The 20,874-nt window shown below is 39.8% G+C and carries 25 protein-coding genes, 1 riboswitch and 1 other annotated feature; of the genes, 2 read left to right on the forward strand and 23 right to left on the reverse strand.

The window, feature by feature from the left end; all coding sequences use genetic code 11:
• Positions 1–41 precede the first annotated feature (41 nt).
• Both BFM96_RS08305 and BFM96_RS08310 read left to right on the forward strand, forming a co-directional pair.
• Positions 42–686, forward strand: coding sequence for a redox-sensing transcriptional repressor Rex (locus BFM96_RS08305; protein WP_068992897.1), 645 nt, complete (start codon positions 42–44; stop codon positions 684–686).
• 18 nt (positions 687–704) lie between these two features.
• Positions 705–1,397, forward strand: coding sequence for a gamma-glutamyl-gamma-aminobutyrate hydrolase family protein (locus tag BFM96_RS08310; RefSeq protein ID WP_068992900.1), 693 nt, complete (start codon positions 705–707; stop codon positions 1,395–1,397).
• Here the strand turns inward: BFM96_RS08310 and radC are convergent.
• The 23 genes from radC to BFM96_RS08425 form a co-directional block, all read right to left on the reverse strand.
• Positions 1,394–2,074 carry a RadC family protein gene (gene radC, locus BFM96_RS08315; RefSeq protein WP_068992904.1) on the reverse strand — a complete coding sequence of 227 codons (681 nt, stop codon included), beginning with the start codon at positions 2,072–2,074 and terminating at the stop codon, positions 1,394–1,396. The genes BFM96_RS08310 and radC overlap by 4 nt on opposite strands.
• Before the next feature lie 103 nt (positions 2,075–2,177).
• Positions 2,178–2,546, reverse strand: coding sequence for a 50S ribosomal protein L7/L12 (rplL, locus tag BFM96_RS08320; RefSeq protein ID WP_001196965.1), 369 nt, complete (start codon positions 2,544–2,546; stop codon positions 2,178–2,180).
• Between the two features lie 62 nt (positions 2,547–2,608).
• Positions 2,609–3,109: a 50S ribosomal protein L10 gene (gene rplJ / locus BFM96_RS08325; RefSeq protein WP_068992907.1), complete on the reverse strand. Its 501-nt coding sequence runs from the start codon at positions 3,107–3,109 to the stop codon at positions 2,609–2,611.
• 36 nt (positions 3,110–3,145) lie between these two features.
• Positions 3,146–3,277, reverse strand: a sequence feature (ribosomal protein L10 leader region).
• A 110-nt stretch (positions 3,278–3,387) separates the two neighbouring features.
• Positions 3,388–3,564, reverse strand: coding sequence for a 30S ribosomal protein S21 (gene rpsU / locus BFM96_RS08330; protein ID WP_000048054.1), 177 nt, complete (start codon positions 3,562–3,564; stop codon positions 3,388–3,390).
• A gap of 501 nt (positions 3,565–4,065) precedes the next feature.
• On the reverse strand, positions 4,066–4,518 hold the full coding sequence (locus BFM96_RS08335; protein ID WP_068992911.1) for a cupin domain-containing protein: 453 nt from the start codon (positions 4,516–4,518) through the stop codon (positions 4,066–4,068).
• Positions 4,519–4,541: 23 nt separating this feature from the next.
• Complete coding sequence (locus BFM96_RS08340) at positions 4,542–5,636, reverse strand: ethanolamine utilization protein EutH (RefSeq protein WP_068992913.1); 1,095 nt, start codon at positions 5,634–5,636, stop codon at positions 4,542–4,544.
• A gap of 23 nt (positions 5,637–5,659) precedes the next feature.
• The gene (locus BFM96_RS08345) at positions 5,660–5,932 is read right to left on the reverse strand and encodes a EutN/CcmL family microcompartment protein (RefSeq protein ID WP_068992915.1); all 273 of its coding nucleotides are present in this window, start codon (positions 5,930–5,932) and stop codon (positions 5,660–5,662) included.
• Positions 5,933–5,944: 12 nt separating this feature from the next.
• Positions 5,945–6,580, reverse strand: coding sequence for a hypothetical protein (locus BFM96_RS08350; RefSeq protein ID WP_068992918.1), 636 nt, complete (start codon positions 6,578–6,580; stop codon positions 5,945–5,947).
• A 21-nt stretch (positions 6,581–6,601) separates the two neighbouring features.
• Complete coding sequence (gene eutD / locus BFM96_RS08355) at positions 6,602–7,237, reverse strand: ethanolamine utilization phosphate acetyltransferase EutD (RefSeq protein WP_068992920.1); 636 nt, start codon at positions 7,235–7,237, stop codon at positions 6,602–6,604.
• An 18-nt stretch (positions 7,238–7,255) separates the two neighbouring features.
• Positions 7,256–7,903 (reverse strand): hypothetical protein, encoded by a 648-nt coding sequence (locus tag BFM96_RS08360; RefSeq protein ID WP_068992922.1) that lies wholly within the window; start codon positions 7,901–7,903, stop codon positions 7,256–7,258.
• A gap of 93 nt (positions 7,904–7,996) precedes the next feature.
• Complete coding sequence (locus BFM96_RS08365; RefSeq protein WP_068992925.1) at positions 7,997–8,272, reverse strand: BMC domain-containing protein; 276 nt, start codon at positions 8,270–8,272, stop codon at positions 7,997–7,999.
• Between the two features lie 61 nt (positions 8,273–8,333).
• Complete coding sequence (locus BFM96_RS08370) at positions 8,334–8,624, reverse strand: BMC domain-containing protein (protein WP_068992928.1); 291 nt, start codon at positions 8,622–8,624, stop codon at positions 8,334–8,336.
• 27 nt (positions 8,625–8,651) lie between these two features.
• Positions 8,652–10,130: an acetaldehyde dehydrogenase (acetylating) gene (locus tag BFM96_RS08375; protein WP_068992931.1), complete on the reverse strand. Its 1,479-nt coding sequence runs from the start codon at positions 10,128–10,130 to the stop codon at positions 8,652–8,654.
• 6 nt (positions 10,131–10,136) lie between these two features.
• Positions 10,137–10,745: a BMC domain-containing protein gene (locus BFM96_RS08380; RefSeq protein ID WP_068992934.1), complete on the reverse strand. Its 609-nt coding sequence runs from the start codon at positions 10,743–10,745 to the stop codon at positions 10,137–10,139.
• An 18-nt stretch (positions 10,746–10,763) separates the two neighbouring features.
• Complete coding sequence (eutL, locus tag BFM96_RS08385) at positions 10,764–11,417, reverse strand: ethanolamine utilization microcompartment protein EutL (protein ID WP_068992937.1); 654 nt, start codon at positions 11,415–11,417, stop codon at positions 10,764–10,766.
• A gap of 19 nt (positions 11,418–11,436) precedes the next feature.
• On the reverse strand, positions 11,437–12,354 hold the full coding sequence (gene eutC, locus BFM96_RS08390; RefSeq protein ID WP_068992940.1) for an ethanolamine ammonia-lyase subunit EutC: 918 nt from the start codon (positions 12,352–12,354) through the stop codon (positions 11,437–11,439).
• Positions 12,355–12,370: 16 nt separating this feature from the next.
• Positions 12,371–13,741, reverse strand: coding sequence for an ethanolamine ammonia-lyase subunit EutB (locus BFM96_RS08395; RefSeq protein WP_068992943.1), 1,371 nt, complete (start codon positions 13,739–13,741; stop codon positions 12,371–12,373).
• Positions 13,742–13,766: 25 nt separating this feature from the next.
• Complete coding sequence (eutA, locus tag BFM96_RS08400; protein WP_068992946.1) at positions 13,767–15,197, reverse strand: ethanolamine ammonia-lyase reactivating factor EutA; 1,431 nt, start codon at positions 15,195–15,197, stop codon at positions 13,767–13,769.
• 97 nt (positions 15,198–15,294) lie between these two features.
• A complete protein-coding gene (locus BFM96_RS08405; protein WP_223245854.1) occupies positions 15,295–16,746 on the reverse strand; it encodes a sensor histidine kinase in 1,452 nt (483 codons plus the stop codon).
• Complete coding sequence (locus tag BFM96_RS08410; protein WP_068992949.1) at positions 16,733–17,308, reverse strand: ANTAR domain-containing response regulator; 576 nt, start codon at positions 17,306–17,308, stop codon at positions 16,733–16,735. The genes BFM96_RS08405 and BFM96_RS08410 overlap by 14 nt, the downstream gene beginning before the upstream one ends.
• 24 nt (positions 17,309–17,332) lie before the next feature.
• The gene (locus BFM96_RS08415; RefSeq protein ID WP_068994281.1) at positions 17,333–17,677 is read right to left on the reverse strand and encodes a BMC domain-containing protein; all 345 of its coding nucleotides are present in this window, start codon (positions 17,675–17,677) and stop codon (positions 17,333–17,335) included.
• Between the two features lie 80 nt (positions 17,678–17,757).
• Complete coding sequence (locus tag BFM96_RS08420; protein WP_068992952.1) at positions 17,758–18,894, reverse strand: 1-propanol dehydrogenase PduQ; 1,137 nt, start codon at positions 18,892–18,894, stop codon at positions 17,758–17,760.
• 284 nt (positions 18,895–19,178) lie between these two features.
• Positions 19,179–19,325, forward strand: a riboswitch (adenosylcobalamin (AdoCbl) riboswitch).
• A gap of 254 nt (positions 19,326–19,579) precedes the next feature.
• The gene (locus BFM96_RS08425; RefSeq protein ID WP_068992955.1) at positions 19,580–20,836 is read right to left on the reverse strand and encodes an ISL3 family transposase; all 1,257 of its coding nucleotides are present in this window, start codon (positions 20,834–20,836) and stop codon (positions 19,580–19,582) included.
• Positions 20,837–20,874: the final 38 nt, after the last annotated feature.

Consider the following 20,874-nt stretch of genomic DNA (forward strand, 5'->3'; position numbering starts at 1 on the left):
ACTTTCTATACAATAGTATTAGAATCATTTGGAGGGATAATATGAAATTAGAAAAGAATACAACAATTCCTCGTGCAACAGCCAAACGTCTATCTCTGTACTATCGTATTTTTAAACGATTCAATGCAGAAAAAATAGAAAAAGCCAATTCCAAACAAATTGCCGATGCTATTGGAATTGATTCTGCAACTGTACGCCGTGATTTTTCTTATTTTGGAGAATTAGGGCGTCGTGGGTTTGGATATGATGTCAAAAAATTGATGAATTTCTTTGCCGATTTGCTCAATGACAATTCCATCACCAATGTGATGCTGGTTGGGATTGGCAATATGGGACATGCACTTTTATACTATCGTTTTCACGAACGCAATAAAATGAAGATTGTCATTGCTTTTGACACCGATGACCATCCAGAAGTCGGAACAACAACTCCAGATGGAATTCCGATTTATGGCATTTCCCAAATCAAAGAAAAATTAAGCCAAACAGATGTCAAAACGGCTATTCTAACAGTTCCTAGCGTCAAAGCGCAGGAAGTCGCAACGATTTTGACCGATTCAGGTGTCAAGGGAATTCTGAGTTTCTCTCCTGTTCACCTACAAGTTCCAAAGGATGTTGTCGTTCAATATGTCGATTTAACGAGTGAACTCCAAACTCTCCTCTACTTTATGAAAAAAGAGGATTAGAAACGAGAATCAATCTGTATGAAAAAACCAATTATCGGAATTTCTGGAAATGAACGCCTCAATCCTGATGAGGAATTTGCATTGATGAGCTATGCTGCTAAAGGATTTGTCGAAGGAGTCCGAAAAGTCGGAGGTATTCCGATTATCCTTCCTATTGGCGATCAAGAAACGGCCCAAGAATATGTGAGTATGATTGATAAACTCATCCTTACTGGTGGGCAAAATGTCCGACCAGAATTCTATGGCGAAGCCCAAACGATTGAAAGCGATGACTATCTTCTTTCTCGCGATATCTTTGAATTAGCCTTAATCGAAGAAGCAAGACGGCAAAATAAGCCCATTTTTACCGTTTGCCGTGGAACCCAACTCTTTAATGTGGCTATGGGTGGAACCCTTCATCAGGATATTGAAGATCATTGGCAGGATAGTTCTGCAGAGTACACTAGCCAACGCCTAGCGACAGCTCCTGACAATATTCTTAGAGAGATTTACGGAGAAATCTCACACATCAACTCCTTCCACCACCAAAGTATTAAGGATCTTGCTTCTAATCTGAAAATCATTGCTTACGATCCTAAGGACGGGATTATCGAAGCTGTTACAACAACAGATGGAACCCCTTTTTTAGGCGTTCAGTGGCACCCAGAGTTTCTCTTTGATAACCGTCCAAAAGAATTAGCCCTATTTGATTATATCGTTAATCAATTTTAGAGCAAGTCGGTTTCTTCACGATAGCTATAATACCGTTTGTCTGCAACAATGAGGTGATCGAGCAAAACGATTCCCATCATGTCGCAGGCTTTTTTTACTTGTTCGGTCACCAGATTATCATTTTGACTTGGTTGCACAGCTCCAGAAGGATGATTATGAACCAAAATGACCGAGGTCGCCATGTGCTTGATTGCATAATGTAGAATTTCTCTTGGTTCCGCTAAACTTCTGGTCGCACTCCCTATGAAAATAGTCTGTTGATGAATGATGTGATTTTGAGGATTCAGATACAGGGCTACAAGATGCTCTTGTTTTTTATAGCCCAATTCCTGTTGCATCTTTAAAGCTAGAGCTCTGCTACTCACCACTTGCTCTTTTTCGATCATCTCTGCCTTGCAAATTCGACGCCCCATCTCCATCATAGCCTGCAATTCAATTGCTTTAATTTGTCCAATTCCAGGAATATTTTTTAGTTCCTGCAAAGTCATTGTCCGTAAATCTGCTAGACTAGATAAGCGAGCTAATAACTGCTGAGAAATTTGAAAGACCGTTTCCTTCTTGCTCCCTGTCCTTAGCAAAATAGCCAATAGTTCCTGATTACTCAATGCTTCTGGCCCTTGTTCCAGCAATCGTTCTCTTGGTAAGAGCGAATCCTCTTTTAGTGAAATACTATACATAAAAAAACCTCCTCACTACTTTATTCGTAGAAGAGAGAAAAAGAGTATAGAAAAACCGCTACTACTATTAGTAACGGTTTTTTAGCTATTGCTCAATACTCTATTATTTAAGAGTTACGCTAGCTCCAGCTTCTTCCAATTTAGCTTTGATTTCTTCAGCTTCTGCAGTTGCAACACCTTCTTTAACCAATGCAGGTGCTCCATCAACAAGTTCTTTTGCTTCTTTAAGACCAAGACCTGTAATTTCACGTACAACTTTGATAACGCCGACTTTTTTGTCACCAGCTGATGTCAATTCAACATCAAATGAATCTTTAGCAGCTCCAGCGTCAGCAGCTCCAGCTGCAGCAACTGCTACAGGAGCAGCCGCAGTTACACCAAATTCTTCTTCGATAGCTTTTACAAGATCGTTAAGCTCAAGGATTGAAGCTTCTTTAATTTCAGCAATAATGTTTTCAATGTTCAATGCCATTGTTATTTCCTCCAAATATGTTTTTTTATATAAATTGTCGTAGCTAGGCTACGCTGCGCAGATTAAGCTGCGTCTTCTTTGCTTTCTGCAACTGCTTTGACTGCAAGTGCAACGTTGCGCACTGGTGCTTGAAGTACAGACAAGAGCATAGAGAGCATACCTTCTCTGTTTGGCAATGCTGCAAGGGCTTGGATTTCTTCTTTAGAAGAAACTTTACCTTCAATGGCACCACCTTTGATTTCAAGTGCTTCAGCTGTCTTAGAAAAGTCGTTCAAGATTTTCGCTGGCGCAATAACATCTTCATTAGAAAATGCTACAGCAGATGGTCCAACAAAAGTAGATGCAAGTTCTTCAAGTCCAGCTTTTTCAGCTGCACGACGCAAGATTGAGTTTTTAATAACTTTGTACTCAACTTCACTTCCACGAAGTTCGCGACGAAGAACGGTATCTTGCTCAACTGTCAAACCACGAGCGTCAACAACGACGATAGATGCAGCAGCTTTCATTTTTTCAGCTACTACGTCAACTAGTTCCGCTTTTTTAGCAATAATTGCTTCACTCATTTAGTGTTTCACCTCCGTAATTATTTTGCTTGGGAATTTTTCAAAAGAAAAACGCGCCCAAACCTAGACACGAAAGTACAATACGCTTCTTTTTGATACGTTTTGTCCTCGGTAGGATGTTTATGAGTCGAGCTCCCCTACTGTCTTAGGCAGTTTTTTCAAACCATAGATAATATTAGCATACTTTGGAACAAAATGCAAGAGTTTTTCCTTTTTTATTTTAAAAAAATAGAAAAAAGTAGGACATTTCCTACTTTTCACTCTCTAATACACGCTTATTAGAATTTTTTACGTTTACGAGCTGCTTCTGATTTACGTTTACGTTTTACAGAAGGTTTTTCATAGAATTCACGTTTACGTGTTTCTTGAAGAGTACCAGCTTTAGTAACAGCGCGTTTAAAACGACGAAGAGCATCATCAAGAGACTCATTTTTACGTACTACTGTTTTTGACATTTTTTTCACTCCCTTCAAGTCCAGAATCTACTTTATTTTATCATATCCATCAATAATTGTCAATTCTTATAGTCAGAATTTTATTATTTCTTTGAATCTACATTCGTAATTACAACATATTAGAATTATAACAGAGAATGTATATACCCCCCACACACACTTAACCATTCAAAAATAGAGTTAATAATCATTAAATTTCAAAAAGAGTCCCTTTGTCTATAATTATTTATTTTTTACTATAAAATAAATAATTATAGACAAAGCAAATAGAAGATTTTTCAACGAATGACATGGTTGTTAGTCGATAAAAGATCATTTACATTCGAGCTATTTTAAGTTTCATTAGATAGAATGTAACCGCTCCATAATCTCTACAGGGGATTTACCCACTACAGAAAGTATAGAGCCTAATTTTCTACATCCATGCAAAAATCAAGAGGATGGCATTCCCATCCTCTTTGGTAGTTATTTTAGTATCAAACTGTATTTTCTAAAACCATCCTATTGATTTTGCCAATCAGCAGGATATGTTACATAGATAAAGCGAGCTTTTCCTTTTACAGAGAATTTAATATCACTGCCTTTTGGAATGAAGAGAATTTCTCCAGGACCAGCAGATAGGACTTCATCTCCTACCACGATATCCAATTGTCCCTCAATCACATAATCCACTTCATCGTAATCAAGGTGCCATGGGAAAGTCGTATCTTCCATAGTCATCAGTCCTAGACCAAGACGTGGACTTTCTTTTAAATCAAGCAAGTCGCGAGTATAGACCTTATCTGTTGGGTTTCCAGTATCTAGGCGATCCTCAGGACGCACATCTAAGCTTGGAAGGGCGATCGAAGCAACACCTGATTTTCCGACTTGTTTAGCTCCTTTTTTAGCGAGCAATTCTTCTAATAAAATTTTACGAACCAATGATTCTAGTTCAGTACGATTTACATCTGCCATAATTTATGATTCCTCCCTAGTTGTTAGGCTTCTTTTTTAGTCAATACAAAGGCAAGCAAGACAGCTGTAATACCACCAACTAATTTACCAACCATCATCGGTACAATCATTTCTGAATTTTGACCAGCTGTAAATCCAAGGTGGTCACCGATAACAAATGATGCAGATACTGCAAAGGCAACGTTGATGATTTTTCCGCGTTTGTCCATGTCTTTTAACATTTGGAACATTGCGATGTTATTAGCAAGTGATGCAACAAGACCTGCAGCCCCTACTTCATTCATTCCTAATGATTTTCCGATAGCTGACAATGGTTTGTTGGCTACTTTTGTAAAGACAGCCACAAGTCCAAAGGCTCCTGCTAACGTTACAGCGATAGAACCGACAACCTCAAAGGCTTCTTTTAACGTATCTGCTCCTGATGGATACAAATTAATCAGCCATTCATTTCCAGTCAACAATTGTGCAGCCCCAAAAGCAAGACCAAGCGTTGCAATGACAACAATGATTTGTCCAAAGACTTCGAATCCTTTAATCATACCATCTGGTGCAAGAACCAAGCCTAGGAAAATCAAGGCAGACACGATGATGATAGGAATCAAGTTCACAAGCAGTGTTCCAAAATCTAAACCTGGAACCAAAATTCCACCAATCAAGCAACCAACAGGAACGGTTACAAGACCGTACAAGATTCCTCGTGCAAGCAAAGGTCTATCTTCTTTTTCAATAATTCCTAAGGCAACTGGAATTGTAAACACAATGGTTGGTCCCATCATAGAACCCAATACATAAGCCGCAAAGTTCCCAACAGCTGGATTTTCAGCTAATTTAAGTGCAAGCGGTGCTCCACCCATATCATTTGCAATGAAAGTCGTTGCAAAAATAGATGGATCTGCTCCCACCAAACCATATAAAGGAACAATCACTGGTTTTAACACATCTGCCAGAAGCGGTGCCACAACCATAATCCCTGCCATAGAGAGCGCCAAGGCTCCCATTGCCATAATACCTTCTTCAAACTTTTCACTTAGTCCTAATTTTCCACCGATACACTTATCAACTGCACCGACAATCATAAATAGGACCATGATGTAAATGATAATTTCATTTATACTCATAATCTACATATCTCCTGATATTTTTACTCGTCAGGATATTCTACCTTATCAATAATCGCCACAACGACCATATCTACTGGAACATCCTCTTTTGTGAGACTTACACGTGCAGAACTGCCAGTTGTTACCATGACTAGATCTCCTTCTCCAGCCCCGATACAATCTGCTACAATAACTAGAGCAGGATCTGTTTGATGTTCATTTAGCTGTCTTTCGACTACTAAAAATTTCAAACCATTCAATTTTTCATCTTTCCTAGTAGCCCATAGACTTCCTTTTACTTTTCCAACAAACATATCCTAACTCCTTTATTTTACAATTCTAATTTTATGCCGTTTTAAATAATCTTTTGCTAGTGCAGTGACAATCATTCCTTTTTCGATGACAAAGGAATCACCCTCGCTCAAGTCCATTGCTTGAAGTTTTGCTTCCGTGATAAGATTTGTCTTACCTTTTGGACTTGCGGCTTTTCTCTCCAACTTTTGAGGAGCAGCTTCTTCTTTTTCAGCTAATTGAGTTCCTAAAATACTAAGCAATTGATTTTCTCGATAAAATTGAACACCGTATTTCTCTAATTTTACTTTTTGCTCTACTAATTCACGATACAAACGTGACCGTGCAGAGTGCTTATACTGCTCAACGTTAAAGGTTTCAAGAGACACATACACTGGCTTGCCATCCAATAAACTGGTCAAGAGATTTGATTCCACTTCATTGGCAGGACAGAGTGATGCAATTCTCAAAAACGCATCCAAGGTTAAACAATCGACAACTACAGCATCGGCACATTCACAATTGTTGACTACACGGTAGCCATTTTCAACCAATAGAGCATCTGTCCGATCTTTTCCAATCAAATAAACAGATGTTTCATTAGGCCCATCTTGGAGGTTTTCTAACAAACGGTCTGTAATTAGTTGGACAAGTTTGTCTAAATTTTCCATTCCTTATAGCCTCTCTAGGTCCTATTTTTTCTTGATAATGTGACCGCGCATTCCTTTTTTAAAGCCACAAGCATTGGCTTCATCATAATCAATGTGCATATAGGTTGCAAATTTAGGGCTAACACGAATCACGACATCATCAAAAATCAACGGACGTTCCCCTTCAACCTTGACTTGCACAATTTCATGGTTTTCAACACCTGCACGAGCTGCATCTTCTGGTGTCATATGCACATGCCGTTTAGCTACAATCAAGCCCTTGTCAAGGGACACGACCTTATTGCCATTGGCTAAGACTACCCCAGGTGTTCCTTCAATATCGCCACTTTCACGAATTGGCGCTTTAGTCCCTAACTGCAGACAGTCTGTCAATGAAACCTCAACTTGAGATTCCTTACGCACAGGTCCTAAAATAACAACATTATGGAAGGAACCTTTCGGACCAATCAAGGTCAAACGTTCTTGGCAGGCATATTGTCCCGGTTGAGACAAATCCTTCACTTTCGTTAGTTGGTAGCCTGGACCAAATAAAGCATCCAAATCTTTTTGGCTCAAATGGACATGACGTCCACTAGCTTCCACTTCAAAACTTCCTTTTGCATCTAATTCATCGTGAATTTTTGCTACAATCTTATCAACTAATTGATCTAATGACATTTCAGACCTCCTTTCTCGTTATTCACTAGCTATCAACCACAGTAAAACTTCAATGGATTTTAGTAATTGAGACACCTTGCCAGCAAATATATCTCTATCAGCATCTGCTACAAGCTCAATTTCTTTTCGTAGTAGACAGGTTTCAAGATAGGTCTCATAACCTACCAAACGCCAAAGCGGTTCTTGATAATTCATCATCACCGTTTGTTGATCCAATTGTTTGCTAATTCGAATCGCTTGGAGTTCTACATGTGACAGTAATGTAGTGTGATAGTCTGAAATATCATCTAAGATATGATGTCCCACGATTTTTTCAAGAATGGACAATAAAATGCCTACTTGATCACACTTCTCATCTTGGAAAGCCAAATGTAATTCTCTTTGGCTCTTTAAAAAATAGCTATATAATCTGGTTAATCTAAACAGTAGCGGATACACAACAGAGTCTTCAATATTGGTAATAGGCTCTTTCTTTACTTCATATTGTGATACAGATGCTCTCCCTTTTTGCTGATTAGAATTAACCACCTTGATATGATGGTCATTTAGAAATCCTCTGGCAGCTGGGGTCAATTTTTCATGCCTTGCTAATTCAAAGACACCACTTTCCAAAATGCCAGACTCTCTAAACAACTTTCTAATCTTTGCTTCTGTAAGAACTGACATGTATTCACATCCTTCTACCGATTTTGTTACGATAAGCTACCTAGTCACAAACGGATTTGATAGCTTATCTGTAACATCAATCAAACTGAAATTTTATTTTGGTAAAATCACTTCAACTTCTGCATGTGGACGTGGGATTACATGAACAGATACCAAATCACCTACGTTTTCGGCTGCTGCTGCTCCTGCATCTGTTGCTGCTTTTACTGCACCAACATCTCCACGTACCATAACTGTTACAAGTCCTGCACCTACTTGTTCTTTCCCAATCAAGGTAACGTTAGCTGCTTTTACCATTGCATCAGCTGCTTCGATTGCGCCTACAAGTCCTTTTGTTTCTACCATTCCTAGTGCGTTTGCATTTGCCATTTTTGTTTTCCTCCGATAGTACGATTATTTCTTATTCTTATTTATTTTTATGGTTAATAGATTATTCGTTGCTGCTTCCAGCAGGTAAAATCACTTCAACTTCTGCGTGTGGACGTGGGATTACATGAACAGATACCAAATCACCTACGTTTTCGGCTGCTGCTGCCCCTGCATCTGTTGCTGCTTTAACCGCACCAACATCTCCACGTACCATAACTGTTACAAGTCCTGCACCTACTTGTTCTTTACCAATCAAAGTAACGTTAGCTGCTTTTACCATTGCATCAGCTGCTTCGATTGCGCCTACAAGTCCTCTTGTTTCTACCATTCCTAGTGCATTTGCATTTGCCATTTTTGTTTTCCTCCGATACTATTATTGTTATTTATCTAGTTTTGAAAGTACACGTTGTACGAGAAGTTCAACCAATTTCTCTTCATCAACTGAAGCTGGAAGTTCTTCTTTGACTGAAACAGCCATATTCTCTGCTTGACGCAAGTCACACAATTCTGTCGTACCATAAGCAACACGACGAATATTAAAGAGATTTCGTGGGCTTACATTATCAGAAGTTGCACTTCCGCCGACAGCTCCACAGCCAAGCGTAAAGGCAGGGAACAACCCAGTCGTAGCTCCAACACCACCTAAGGCTGCTGGTGTATTGACAAGCAAGCGAGAAACTGGTTTTTTCAGAGCAAATTCACGAATGATGCTTTCATCCTTAGTATGGATAGCCATGGTATGACCAACCCCTTCATGATGAAGGATTTTCATACTGAGTTTACATGCTTCTTCCCAATCTTTCACAGTATAGAAGCCTAAAACTGGTGCCAATTTTTCCATTGAATATGGATGTTGTTTGCCAACACCTGTTTCTTCAGCAATGAGGACACGAGCATCTTCTGGTACTGAAATTCCGGCTAATTTACCGATGACTTGAGGAGTTTTCCCTACCATCTTCGGATTCATAGCACCGCTAGGTAAGATGATGAAAGCTCCCAATTTTTTCGCATCTTCAGCTGGTACAAAGTAAGCCCCTTGTTTCTTAAATTCTGCTACAACTGTTGCTTTCATATCTTCTTCAACAATGATGGATTGTTCTGATGCACAAATGACACCATTATCAAAGGTTTTAGAATCCAAGATTTGGCGAACCGCTTTTGGCACATCCGCTGTACGTTCGATAAAGGCTGGGCCATTACCAGGTCCTACCCCAATCGCAGGAGTTCCTGATGAATAAGCCGCTTTTACCATGGCTGTTCCACCAGTTGCTAAGATTAAGTTTGTATCTTTGTGTTTCATCAACTCATTTGTCGCTTGGATAGATACACGATGAATCACTCCAACAGCTCCATCTGGGCAACCTGCACTTTTAGCTGCACGATTGATGACTTCTACCGTTGCTTCAATACTCTTCAAAGCATTTGGGTGTGGAGAAAATACGATACTATTTCCAGCTTTCAAGGCAATCAAGGCTTTGTAGATAACTGTTGAGGTTGGATTTGTTGATGGAATCAATCCTGCAATCACCCCAACTGGAACTGCAACTTCAGTCACCTTATTTTCTTTGTCATCAGACAAGATACCGACAGTTCGCATATCCTTGATTTCTTCAAGAATTCCCTTGGAAGCAAGAGCATTTTTCAACACCTTGTCTTCCCAACGACCAAAGCCAGTTTCCTCTGCTGCCATTTTAGCCAAGCGTTCACGCTCGTCATAGCAAGCTTTCGCAACGACTTTTACAATTGTATCAATCTGTTCTTGACTCATTTGAGCCAATTCTTCTTGTGCACGTTTTGCTTCACGAATTAAGTTACGCACTTCTTGAATCGAAACTAAATCCTTATCTTCTAAAAACATTCACGATTACTCCTTTCTGGTAATTTTCATCAAAGCTTCAATCAACAGGCGTTTATTCGCAAACTTAATCTCTTTCTTTGACAAATCAATTTCTTTTTCACGGTAGGCAATACTCCGTAGTTTAACAACTTTTAATTTCCCCAATTCTTCTCTAGAAAACTTAGGAACTTCGCTACTTGTTTCGACGATTGCCACTTCCTTTTTAGGTTCCGGTGCGGAAACAACTTCCACACTTTCTACTTCAATCGATTCGGTATTTTCTTGAGAAACAAGCTCGTCGAGTAGTTCTGGGGTTTCAGCGAGTGATGCCGTTTCCTCAACAACCTCTTTCTTTTCAGTTCGTTTTGTTCTAAAAAGAATATGGGTCTGGTCATCCAACCGAGGAATAACATGGCTCGCTAAATAATATGGCTTATCGTGGACTGCATCTACTGCCGCATCTACTGCTGCCTTAACAGCACTCACATCACCTACTAATTGAACAGTATTTAACCCTGCCTTAACAGTTTCAATATTAAGCAATGACACATTGGCTGCTTTTACTGCTGCATCTGCGGCAACCACAGCACCTAGATAACCTTTTACTTCAATTAAACCGAGTGCTCTTTTTGTCATCTAATCAACCCCTAATGTTTAATAGCTTTTTGGATCGTTAGCCACTGCTACTACTGTTTTTGCAAAAGCATCACATGCTGCACGGCAAGCTGATTGAGATCCGACTAACAAGCCACCGGCAAAGTTTGTTTCACTTGGTGGGCCATAGAAGGCACCTACTTGGACATCTGCCGCTTTCAAAGCTGCATCTAAGCCGACCATTGCTTCTGCTGGAGGAGCAATCAAATAAGCAATCGCTGTACCCTCTGTTGCATTTGCACCTTCTGAAAGGTAAGATCCCGCACGAGATACACAATGAGCAAAGTATGGTACGCTGTTATCATCGTTAGCACTGTAGAAGCTAGCACCATTTTCAATTTCATAAACAGCTACATCAAGACCGCTACGAACTTCTTCTGGGTTTGGACCAGCGATAATACCAATCACTTCACCAGCAAGTTTTGTAGAAGCATTCCCTGCACCAGCATACATACTGCGTGCATACACAACTTCCACATCCGCTGCTTTTGTAGCCTCATCCAAGGCTACATAAGTTACATCATCGCAGTCAGAAGTCACAATTCCAAGACTTCTGTGATGAGGTTTCAACTCAAGGGACGCTGCAAGTCCAGCATCTACATTTGAAATAACTAAAGCACTTAATACGCTTGCGCCTAAACGTTCATTTTTCAAAACAATGTCCTCCTAAAAATTATTTCAAGTCAACCCCTGATTTTTTGTTTTCAAGGATTTTCTTAATGATTTCAGCTACATAAGCTCCAGCTTCAACAGCTGGTGTTCCACCTTTTTGAATATTTGATAAAACCGTACGTTTCGCTTCTGGCATACCAACCGTTGGTTTGTAAGCCAAGTAAGCACTCATAGATTCTGCCGTTACAAGACCTGGACGTTCACCGACTAACATACAGACAACTTCTGCACCTGTCAAATCAGCAATTTGGTCCATTGCAGCAACCCGAGCATGTTTGATAAAGAGTACTTCACTATAGTCTAATCCAAACATCTTCAAACCTTGTTTAAGGGCTGGCAAGAAGTCTTTTACATTGGCTTCAATCGCAGAAGAACTTAGTCCATCTCCGACAATGATTTGTACTTTTGGATTATGAGCACAATTTTCTTTGATAAATTGTTGTTGCTCTTCTGAGAAGACACGACCAAGGTCTGGACGCGTTAAATACTCATCTTTTGAAGAAGCCATTGTTTGCACAGGGATAAAGCCCATTTCTTTTACGAAATCCTCTGATACATAGGAGAATACCGCATCCTGCGCAGCCGCATGGTCTGCTCTAAATCGCAAGATTGATTGCGTTTTATAGCGATTTCCAGCTCTCCACAAACCAAGACGAGCTGGGGTAAATTTTTTAATCTTACGATAAGCTTCTTCGTTAATGGCATTCGGTACTAAAAATTGTTCCTGAATATTTACTTCTGTGATATCTGGAATCATCCCATCTTCAATCACAGTTGCTTCACAGTCAGGCAGACCTTTTGCTTCTACTTCAACCGGTTTTTCAACTTCTACCGGTGCAGCTGGAGCTTCAGCCACTTCTTTTGTATCCATTTCGCTCAAAAGGGAGCGAATCATCTCTTTTAATTGCAATTCATCCACAATGATTTCCTCCTAACTAATTTGATTTCATGAAGATTGAACCATCTCCACCAATTGCAGTTAGATGTCCATTTTCCATCAAGCCCATCTTTTCCATCCACTCTTCAAATTCTTTGATTGGACGTTTGCCTAGTAGATCACGCATAGTTGCTGTTTCATGGTATCCTGTTGTTTGATAGTTCAACATGATATCATCGCCGTGAGGGATTGCCATGATGTAGTTAACACCAGCAGCTCCAAGCAATACTAACAAGTTTTCTGCGTCATTTTGGTCCGCCTTCATGTGGTTCGTGTAGCAGATGTCACATCCCATTGAGATACCTGTCAATTTACCCATGAAATGGTCTTCAAGACCTGCACGGATAACTTGTTTTGAATCGTACAAGTATTCAGGACCGATAAATCCTACTACGGTATTCACTAGGAATGGATCAAAGCGTTTTGCAAAACCGTAACAGCGAGCTTCCATTGTCACTTGGTCAGCACCATGGTGAGCGTCAGAGGACAACTCAGAACCTTGACCCGTTTCAAAATACATGACGTTTGGTCCAGCAGCAGAACCAACTTTAAGCGCTGTATCACGAGCTTCTTGGATTGTTGCTGCTGTAAATCCGAAAGCTTCATTTCCTTTTTCAGAACCAGCGATAGATTGGAAAACAAGTCCAGTTGGAGCACCTTGGTTCATCGCTTCAATCTGAGTAGTAACGTGTGCTAGCACACAGTGTTGCGTTGGAATCTTGAACTCTTCGATAAAGTCATTAAATTTATGAAGGACACGTTTTGTGCTCTCTACTGAATCATCAACAGGATTCAATCCTAGAAGAGCATCTCCACATCCATAGGCAAAACCTTCCATTGTAGACGCCATAATTCCGTCTGGATCGTCTGTCGTATGGTTTGGTTGCAAACGAGATGAGAATGTCCCTGGAACACCAATCGTTGTATTGGCTTTCTTCGTAATGATAATTTTTTGTGCTCCGACAATCAAGTCTAGGTTGGTCATAAGTTTTGCAACTGCGGCAACCATTTCTGATGTCAAACCACGAGAAATCCATTGAATATCAACGTTCGTTGTATTGTTATCCAAAATCCATTCACGCAAATCTTGAACAGTCCAGTTTTTAATCTTCTCATAAGTACGTAAGTTCACATCATCAATAATGATCCGTGTTACTTCGTCTTCCTCATAAGGAACCACTGGGTTGTTGAATAAATCAGACAGTTTCAACTGTGCCAAAACAACTTTAGCAGCGACACGTTCTTCAGCAGAACCAGCAGCTACACCAGCCAATTGGTCACCTGATTTATACTCATTTGCCTTAGCCAGCACTTCTTTGACTGACTTGAATTCGTAAACTCTACCAAATAATTTTGTTTTCAAAATCATTTAATATTTCCTCCTTTTTTATACCTTAGTTAAAGACCAATGTTTTCACAACAATTGGCAAGACCGATCCTTCGATTACGGGATTTCCAATGTCGATATAATCTCCATTTTGCACATCAACTGAGTCGATGCAGACAAATGGATAATCCTTTGGTAACTGTGCATATAGACATTGACCCAGAACCTTTGCCATGTCTTCGCGAACTACAACCAGTAATGGAATATTCTTTGCAATACTTTCTTGCATACCACCTATAATCGCCTCTGCATATTCAACCACTCGAACAAAGCTAGGGCTATTTTCTCCATTGATAGCAAGAGCAATTTGTTGCACTTCATTTTCCAATGTAAACCAGCCAACCTTGTCCTTGATAATCTCTCTTAGAGTGTCTTTGTCTTCTTTTTCGTCTGTAGAAGCCAATTTCAACACAGGAACATTCTTGATAGGCAAAACATTTGCAATATAGGTAATGGTACTTCCGCTAATATCCGTTGTATGGCTACCAGCGCCGACAACGGTTGCACGGATCGTTTCTGCCGACTTGATCACTCTCTTTTCTTCAAAAATCTTTGATTGACGAAGAGCGCGTCCAAGCAAAATACCAATATCTCCATATTGAAATTCATTGACTGGAGTTGTTTCTAAAATCGCATCAGCTACCCCTCCCGAGAAGGATACGCATTTGATTTCATAATTCAATTTCAAACCATGATTGGTTTGAAGCATTTCATAATAAGGACTGTGATTATCGATACCGACAGACTGCTCCAGAACTTCAACCAAAATCTGAATTAGTGCATCTAAGTGCTCTCGATAAACCACTTCTCCTTCGTGTAGCTTCCATTGCTTTTCAGCAATAATCTCTTTCAGCTTAGGAGCGATATAAGTGATCCGATGTGTTTCTGGATTTAGCTTGATTAAGCGTCCTCCAATGTCAAAACATCCTGTATCAATCAAATCTCCCTCACGGAAAACGGCTAAGTTTGACGTTCCACCTCCAATATCAATATTGGCAACAGAAGTGTGGTGTTCCTGAGAATATTGGTGACTGCAAGCTCCTTTTCCTGCTATAATGCTCTCTAGGTCAGGACCCGCAGTTGCGACAACAAAGTCACCTGCATATCCACTTAAAGCCTGTAAAACATGACTAGCATTCTCTTTCCGAGCTGTTTCTCCCGTGATAATCACGGCCCCCATTTGAATATCTTTTTTCTCAATCCCAGCCTTCGCGTACTCTGTCAACACAAAGTCCTTAATCTTATCCACCTCAATCAAGAGTTGGTCAGAAATCGGTGTAAAGATAATATCGCTCTTATAAAGAACTTTCTTATCTGTAATACACACACGCGGAACGGTGAAAAGAGAGGAGATATTCTCAATGGTTAACTCAGATAAAACGAGCTGTGTAGTTGCAGTTCCAAGGTCAAGCCCCACACTTAAAATCTTATCCGACATGCTACGAACCTCCAAAAAAAGACGCTCAAAGAAATACAAATAAACCTAGTTTACTCATACTCTTCAAGCGTCATTGCTTTTAAGACCGACATCATTGTTAGTCTATTCTATTATATTTAAATGTAATGATTGTCCTTGTACCGCGCTGGCTCGACCGCACAGATAACTTACCAGACAATTTACTTTTTACAAATCGTTCAACAATCATCAAACCGAGATGATCCTCGAAAGAACGATTGACATCGTAACCGCTTCCATTGTCGATTACTCGTACTTCTATTATATCATTATCTAATGTGATTTGCAAATGAATTTCCGGATTTTTTTGCTTTATTGTTTCAAAAGCATGGTCATAACTGTTTTGTAGCAATTCATTCACAACCAAGGCTAGAGCCGTTGCTCGACTACTATCTAAATAAATCCTTGAATCTAAATCACAGCTAAGTTTAATATCCAACCGTTCACTGAAACAACGCTGGACATTGCTCACAACACCTTCCAATAATTTTTCAACAGAAATCTCGTCATTTTTTTGCAAGGATAACAGTTCATGTGTCATAGAAATGGATAGAATTCGATTGACACTATCAGCTAAGTTTTTCTTAACATCCTTATCCTGACTTTTCTGCGCTTGCAAACGTAAAAGAGAAACAACGGTTTGCAGATTATTTTTCACACGGTGATTCATCTCACGAATCGATGTTCGCTCAAGCGACAAGTGTGCTTCCAATCGTTTCAACTCGCTAATATCTTTGCAAATCATCACCAACGATTGAGTTTCACGGACTACATATTGGTTAATCGAAAAGCAGTTTGTCCCGTACTGCACTTCTGCCGATACAGAGTAAGTATCTGTAAGGTCATTACTTGCTGCGCAAATATCTGCAAAGATATTTTTCTCAAGCACCAAATTATCATAGTGCATGCCTTCCAAGGAATCCATATAGCCAAGCTTTGTCCGATAAATAGTCGCCGCTTGTGGATTAAAATAAATTAACTGACCCACTTGATTAAATACCAATACCGCGTCATTCATATATTTTAATAAGGCAAATTCCTCAGAGTCTATAGTTGCACAGACATCATCCACTTCACGATGACTAAACTCTGTCGTTTTCAAAGAAAAATGACGAGGAAAATCTGGCGAAATATCTTTTTCCAAAATCAAGGTGGCAATCACTCGACCTTCTCGCATAATCGGAAGAACGGTCTGTTGAATGGGAATCCCTTCTTGAGAAAGAGCAGATAGACCGATGGAAGGAGCACCCGTGTGAAGCGTTCGAATCACTCCTGGTTCATTTTGCAGATAAGCAATGCTCCCAACAACAGTTTTCTCATACAAGCTCCCTTTGGTTTGCGGCTTTTTATGAAAAATAACCGTCGCATGCTCTGAATAAACATTTCGAACATCAATAAAGACATCCTCACTGGCATAATCTGACGTTTTCATCAGCAAATCTGCCTGCTCAATCAGGGTTTCGATATCTTCTTGACTAAGATTAGTCTGCTCCTCGCATAATTTTTTGATTTTTTCTCTATATTTCATCATGCAGAACTAATAATCGGGCAATTTCAACCATCGGAACCCGTTTTTGCATACTAATGGTCCGAATGCGTTTAAAGGCTTCTGGCTCTGACAACTGATCTCGAACCATCAACAACCCTTTAGCTTTTTCAATGACAATCCGATCATCTATTTTTTTAGACAATTTAATCATCTCATTCGACAATTGTTGCAATTGGCGTCCCTTTTCAATGCAAACTTCTACCATTGGAATCAAGGATTTAGCATCCAAGGGTTTGACAAGATAGGCGCTAGCACCGTAGTGTTTTGCTTTTTGAACATAACTCTCATCATCGTAAGCTGATAAGAGGATGACTCCGTAAGCCAAAGCATCATCCAGTATCTTTTTCGTAGCTGTTAGACCATCCAACAAGGGCATTTTAATATCCATAATAACTAGGTCCGAACGGTATTTTTGACAAAGTTCAATAGCTTCAAATCCATCAGTTGCTTCCGCAACAACTTCATAATCAGCCTCTTCTAAAATACGTCTTATATCTAGTGTCACGATTGGATCATCGTCAGCAATGAGTATTCTACCTTTCATACTTCCCCTTACCAGTTATTTATTTTAAGTCCGTGTCACAACTGTGCTTGAAAAGCCTAATATTTCCTCTAATCCTTGTAGAACGGCAACTAAGGCAGCTTCAACAGATGAAACATCTCCAGTCATGACGACAGAACCACTAAAACGATCCACAAAACCAACTTGGACATCTGCTGCCTTGGTTGCAATATCAACGGCAATAATTGCCGCTTCACTAGGAGTAATCGTTAAAATGCCGATTGCTCCCTTATTTTCAACAATTAAACCAAGTTTTTCAAAAATCACATCATCTGGATTTGCGATGAGATGTGCGAGGGTGACTTGTTTCCCCGGCACATACTCTTGTATCATTCTTTGTTTTTCTTCCACTTTATCTACCTTCTTCACATACATAGAAGACATAGACTCTATGTATTATATACTAAATTTATTAAAATAACAACCTTAGCCTAAAAGGCATTTTCCAAAATTTTCAACACTTCTAAAGAAGTTGGAATTCGTGGGTTGGTAGCGGTGCATTTATCCTTCAGAGCAGCTTCAGCGATTTCTTCCTTGTATTGGGCAAGATCATCAGATGCAATGCCGTATTCCCGAAGAGAAGTCGGTAATTCCAATTGCTTCTGCAATTTCTTAACAGCTTCCACCAATTGGCGAACTCCCAAGGCAGGATTTGAAGCACTGTATCCCAATAATTTAGCAATATCTTGGTAACGAGCAGCGGTTTCTTTGTGAATTGGCTGCTTGCCTCGGTTGATAACATTTGCATTATACTGGATGATGTGTGGCATAAGAATGCTATTGAGACGACCATGCGGAATGTGGAATTTAGCTCCAGCTGCGTGGGCAATTCCGTGGTTCAAGCCAAGCGAAGCTGTGTTAAAGGCCATTCCTGCAAGGGTTGAAGCTACGTGCATTTTTTCGCGTGCTTCCACGTCTTGACCATTTTTATAAGCTTTTGGTAAATACTCAAAGACCAATTTAATCGCTTTTTCAGCCAAGGCATCTGAAAAATCAGTAGCATTTGTGGAGACATACGCTTCAAAAGCGTGAGTCAACACATCCATTCCTGTATCTGCCGTGATATTCGCTGGCAATGACATGACCAAATCCGCATCTAACACCGCCACATCTGGCAGGATTTCTCTAGACACCAAAGGATATTTGGTTCCTTTTTCCGCATCTGTGATGATGGAGAAATCTGTCACCTCAGAACCAGTACCACTGGTTGTTGGGATCGCAATTAAAATTGCTTGAGAGAAAATACCTTGCTTTTTAGCGAAGTAATACATGGCCTTCGCTGCGTCAATAGCAGACCCACCACCGATTGACAAGACAATGCTAATCGGACGACCGCCTGCCGACTGAATGCCCGCAACAACGGTTTCAATCGGCGGATCAGGAACAATGTCAGTAAAGACAACCACATCATTGCTAGCATCTAGATTTGCTAAGATGGTATCCAGCTGACCAGACGTTTTCAAAAATGGATCTGCCACAACCAAGACATGTTCGTTCTTGTATGTGCTCAATTGTTTCAAAGCACCCTTGCCTATGCACAATTCAGTTTTATAAAAAATTTTATACATTTATTCTCCTTTCTACTGCTATAAATGTTGTAGGAAACGAAAAGCGACTACATGAAAAACCACTACTCCTCTACACACGTCATAGTCGTTTCATATAGCCACATTGCTTCATAATGAACAGTACCTCTTTGTACCTTATCCGAATTATATCACAAAAGCGCTTTCAAATCAATGAAAATGGTCATTTTTATTTCAAATTTTACTTTCTCTGCCTATTTTCCAGTAAAATCGATTCATATTACTTGTAAAAGTCTCAAAAAGGTGTTAGAATAAAGGTGCTAGGAAATTAATTTTAGTACTTTTAGGAATATGGAAGTTTGGTGAAAATCCAACGCGGTCCCGCCACTGTGATAAGTCTAGGCTTTAAGTCAGGTCTTTATTCTTAAATTTTAGTAGATTTCACGCCTCGATGTAAGGTGATGATGTCATTGTGGAATCAGCATTGATTGCAGCATTTCCATTATTGGCTCTACGTTAGTACGCTAATTTTCTAAAGATAGGCTGTGCTTATCTTTCTGCAATGAGGCAGAGCCGATAATTCAGGAAAGCTGCTGCTAACCAATGATGCTTAGCAATATTCTACACTGTCGTAAGGACGCTTTCTTTTATTGAATCCCCGGGGGCTGAGCCAAAGTGTTCAGCCTCTTTATGTGGCTCTTTGTCAACTGTAGTGGGTAGATGTCAGCTAACACCTAGAGAGGACCAACTTGGTCTTCTCTTTTTTGATGTTTAAGGCAATCAAAATCCGCTTTTTGAAGTTTTCAAAGTTCCTGAAACCAAAGGCATTTCGTTTAATGACTTTGATAAGATTATTGGTAGCTTCCAATTTAGCGTTGGAATAAGGCAATTCCAAGGCGTTTAAAACCTTGTCCTTATCCTTTAGAAACGTCTTAAATACCGTCTGGAAAATAGGGTTAACAGTGGCTATTTCTTGTTCAATTAGGTCAAAGAAATGATCTGAGTTCTTCTCTTGGAAATGGAATAAAAGAAGTTGATAGAGTTCATAATGTTGTCGTAACTCATCTGAGTAGGATAGGAGCTTGTCTAAGATTTCCTTATTGGTCAAATGCATGCGAAATGTAGGGCGATAAAATCGTTTATCACTGAGTTTACGGCTATCTTGTTGTACCAGTTTCCAGTAGCGTTTTAAGACACGGTATTCCTGGGATTTTCTATCGAATTGATTCATGATTTGTATGCGGACACGGTTCATAGCACGGCTGAGATGTTGCACAACGTGGAAACGATCAAGCACGATTTTAGCATGAGGAAAAAGTTGTTTGGCTAGTTGATAGTAAGGGCTAAACATGTCCATAGTGATGAATTTAACGCGGTTTCTGACCTGTCTAGGGTATCTCAGAAAGTGATTTCGGATGGTTGCTTGCGTTCTTCCATCAAGGATAGCGATGATGTTATTTGTGTCAAAATCTTGAGCGATAAAGCTCATTTTCCCTTTCTTGAAGGCATACTCATCCCAGGACATGACTTCTGGAAGCTTATCCCAATCCGTTTCAAATTTAAACTCATTGAGTTTTCGAATAACTGTAGATGTAGAAATGGAGAGTCTGTGTGCGATATGTGTCATTGCTTGCTTTTCGATGAGTAATTGTGCGATTTTCTGGTTGACAGCGACAGATATTTGATGGTTCTTCTTAACAATAGGAGTTTCAGCGACCGCCATTTTCCCACATTCCTTGCACTTGAAACGACGCTTTCGAAGGCGGATAAGTAGTGGGTAGCCAGCAGTTTCTAAGTAGGGGATTTTAGAGGCTTTCTGGAAGTCATACTTAGCCATTTGTCCCTTGCAGGAAGGGCATTTAGGGGCTGTGTAATCCAAGTGACCGTGGAGTTCTAAGTGAGTTCCCATGTCGCATTCATTAGTGATCGTGATATTTTTGTCTTTCATTTTGAGAAAATTTGTGATAAGATTTAGTTGTTCCATATGAGTCTTTCTAAATGATGGTTTTATCGCTTTTCATT

Origin of the sequence: Streptococcus himalayensis (assembly GCF_001708305.1) — a bacterium.
Classification (GTDB): domain Bacteria; phylum Bacillota; class Bacilli; order Lactobacillales; family Streptococcaceae; genus Streptococcus; species Streptococcus himalayensis.

Bases quoted from the DNA above. Each gene is read 5' to 3' on its own strand.
- eutD (WP_068992920.1), bottom strand. From the start codon at position 7,237: ATGTCATTAGATCAATTAGTTGATAAGATTGTAGCAAAAATTCACGAT.
- BFM96_RS08425 (WP_068992955.1), bottom strand. From the start codon at position 20,836: ATGGAACAACTAAATCTTATCACAAATTTTCTCAAAATGAAAGACAAA.
- BFM96_RS08305 (WP_068992897.1), top strand. From the start codon at position 42: ATGAAATTAGAAAAGAATACAACAATTCCTCGTGCAACAGCCAAACGT.
- BFM96_RS08380 (WP_068992934.1), bottom strand. From the start codon at position 10,745: ATGACAAAAAGAGCACTCGGTTTAATTGAAGTAAAAGGTTATCTAGGT.
- BFM96_RS08395 (WP_068992943.1), bottom strand. From the start codon at position 13,741: ATGATTTTGAAAACAAAATTATTTGGTAGAGTTTACGAATTCAAGTCA.
- BFM96_RS08370 (WP_068992928.1), bottom strand. From the start codon at position 8,624: ATGGCAAATGCAAATGCACTAGGAATGGTAGAAACAAGAGGACTTGTA.
- rpsU (WP_000048054.1), bottom strand. From the start codon at position 3,564: ATGTCAAAAACAGTAGTACGTAAAAATGAGTCTCTTGATGATGCTCTT.
- BFM96_RS08375 (WP_068992931.1), bottom strand. From the start codon at position 10,130: ATGTTTTTAGAAGATAAGGATTTAGTTTCGATTCAAGAAGTGCGTAAC.
- BFM96_RS08310 (WP_068992900.1), top strand. From the start codon at position 705: ATGAAAAAACCAATTATCGGAATTTCTGGAAATGAACGCCTCAATCCT.
- rplL (WP_001196965.1), bottom strand. From the start codon at position 2,546: ATGGCATTGAACATTGAAAACATTATTGCTGAAATTAAAGAAGCTTCA.
- rplJ (WP_068992907.1), bottom strand. From the start codon at position 3,109: ATGAGTGAAGCAATTATTGCTAAAAAAGCGGAACTAGTTGACGTAGTA.
- BFM96_RS08335 (WP_068992911.1), bottom strand. From the start codon at position 4,518: ATGGCAGATGTAAATCGTACTGAACTAGAATCATTGGTTCGTAAAATT.
- eutA (WP_068992946.1), bottom strand. From the start codon at position 15,197: ATGTCGGATAAGATTTTAAGTGTGGGGCTTGACCTTGGAACTGCAACT.
- BFM96_RS08350 (WP_068992918.1), bottom strand. From the start codon at position 6,580: ATGGAAAATTTAGACAAACTTGTCCAACTAATTACAGACCGTTTGTTA.
- BFM96_RS08405 (WP_223245854.1), bottom strand. From the start codon at position 16,746: ATGATGAAATATAGAGAAAAAATCAAAAAATTATGCGAGGAGCAGACT.
- radC (WP_068992904.1), bottom strand. From the start codon at position 2,074: ATGTATAGTATTTCACTAAAAGAGGATTCGCTCTTACCAAGAGAACGA.
- BFM96_RS08345 (WP_068992915.1), bottom strand. From the start codon at position 5,932: ATGTTTGTTGGAAAAGTAAAAGGAAGTCTATGGGCTACTAGGAAAGAT.
- BFM96_RS08365 (WP_068992925.1), bottom strand. From the start codon at position 8,272: ATGGCAAATGCAAACGCACTAGGAATGGTAGAAACAAAAGGACTTGTA.
- BFM96_RS08410 (WP_068992949.1), bottom strand. From the start codon at position 17,308: ATGAAAGGTAGAATACTCATTGCTGACGATGATCCAATCGTGACACTA.
- BFM96_RS08420 (WP_068992952.1), bottom strand. From the start codon at position 18,894: ATGTATAAAATTTTTTATAAAACTGAATTGTGCATAGGCAAGGGTGCT.
- BFM96_RS08360 (WP_068992922.1), bottom strand. From the start codon at position 7,903: ATGTCAGTTCTTACAGAAGCAAAGATTAGAAAGTTGTTTAGAGAGTCT.
- BFM96_RS08340 (WP_068992913.1), bottom strand. From the start codon at position 5,636: ATGAGTATAAATGAAATTATCATTTACATCATGGTCCTATTTATGATT.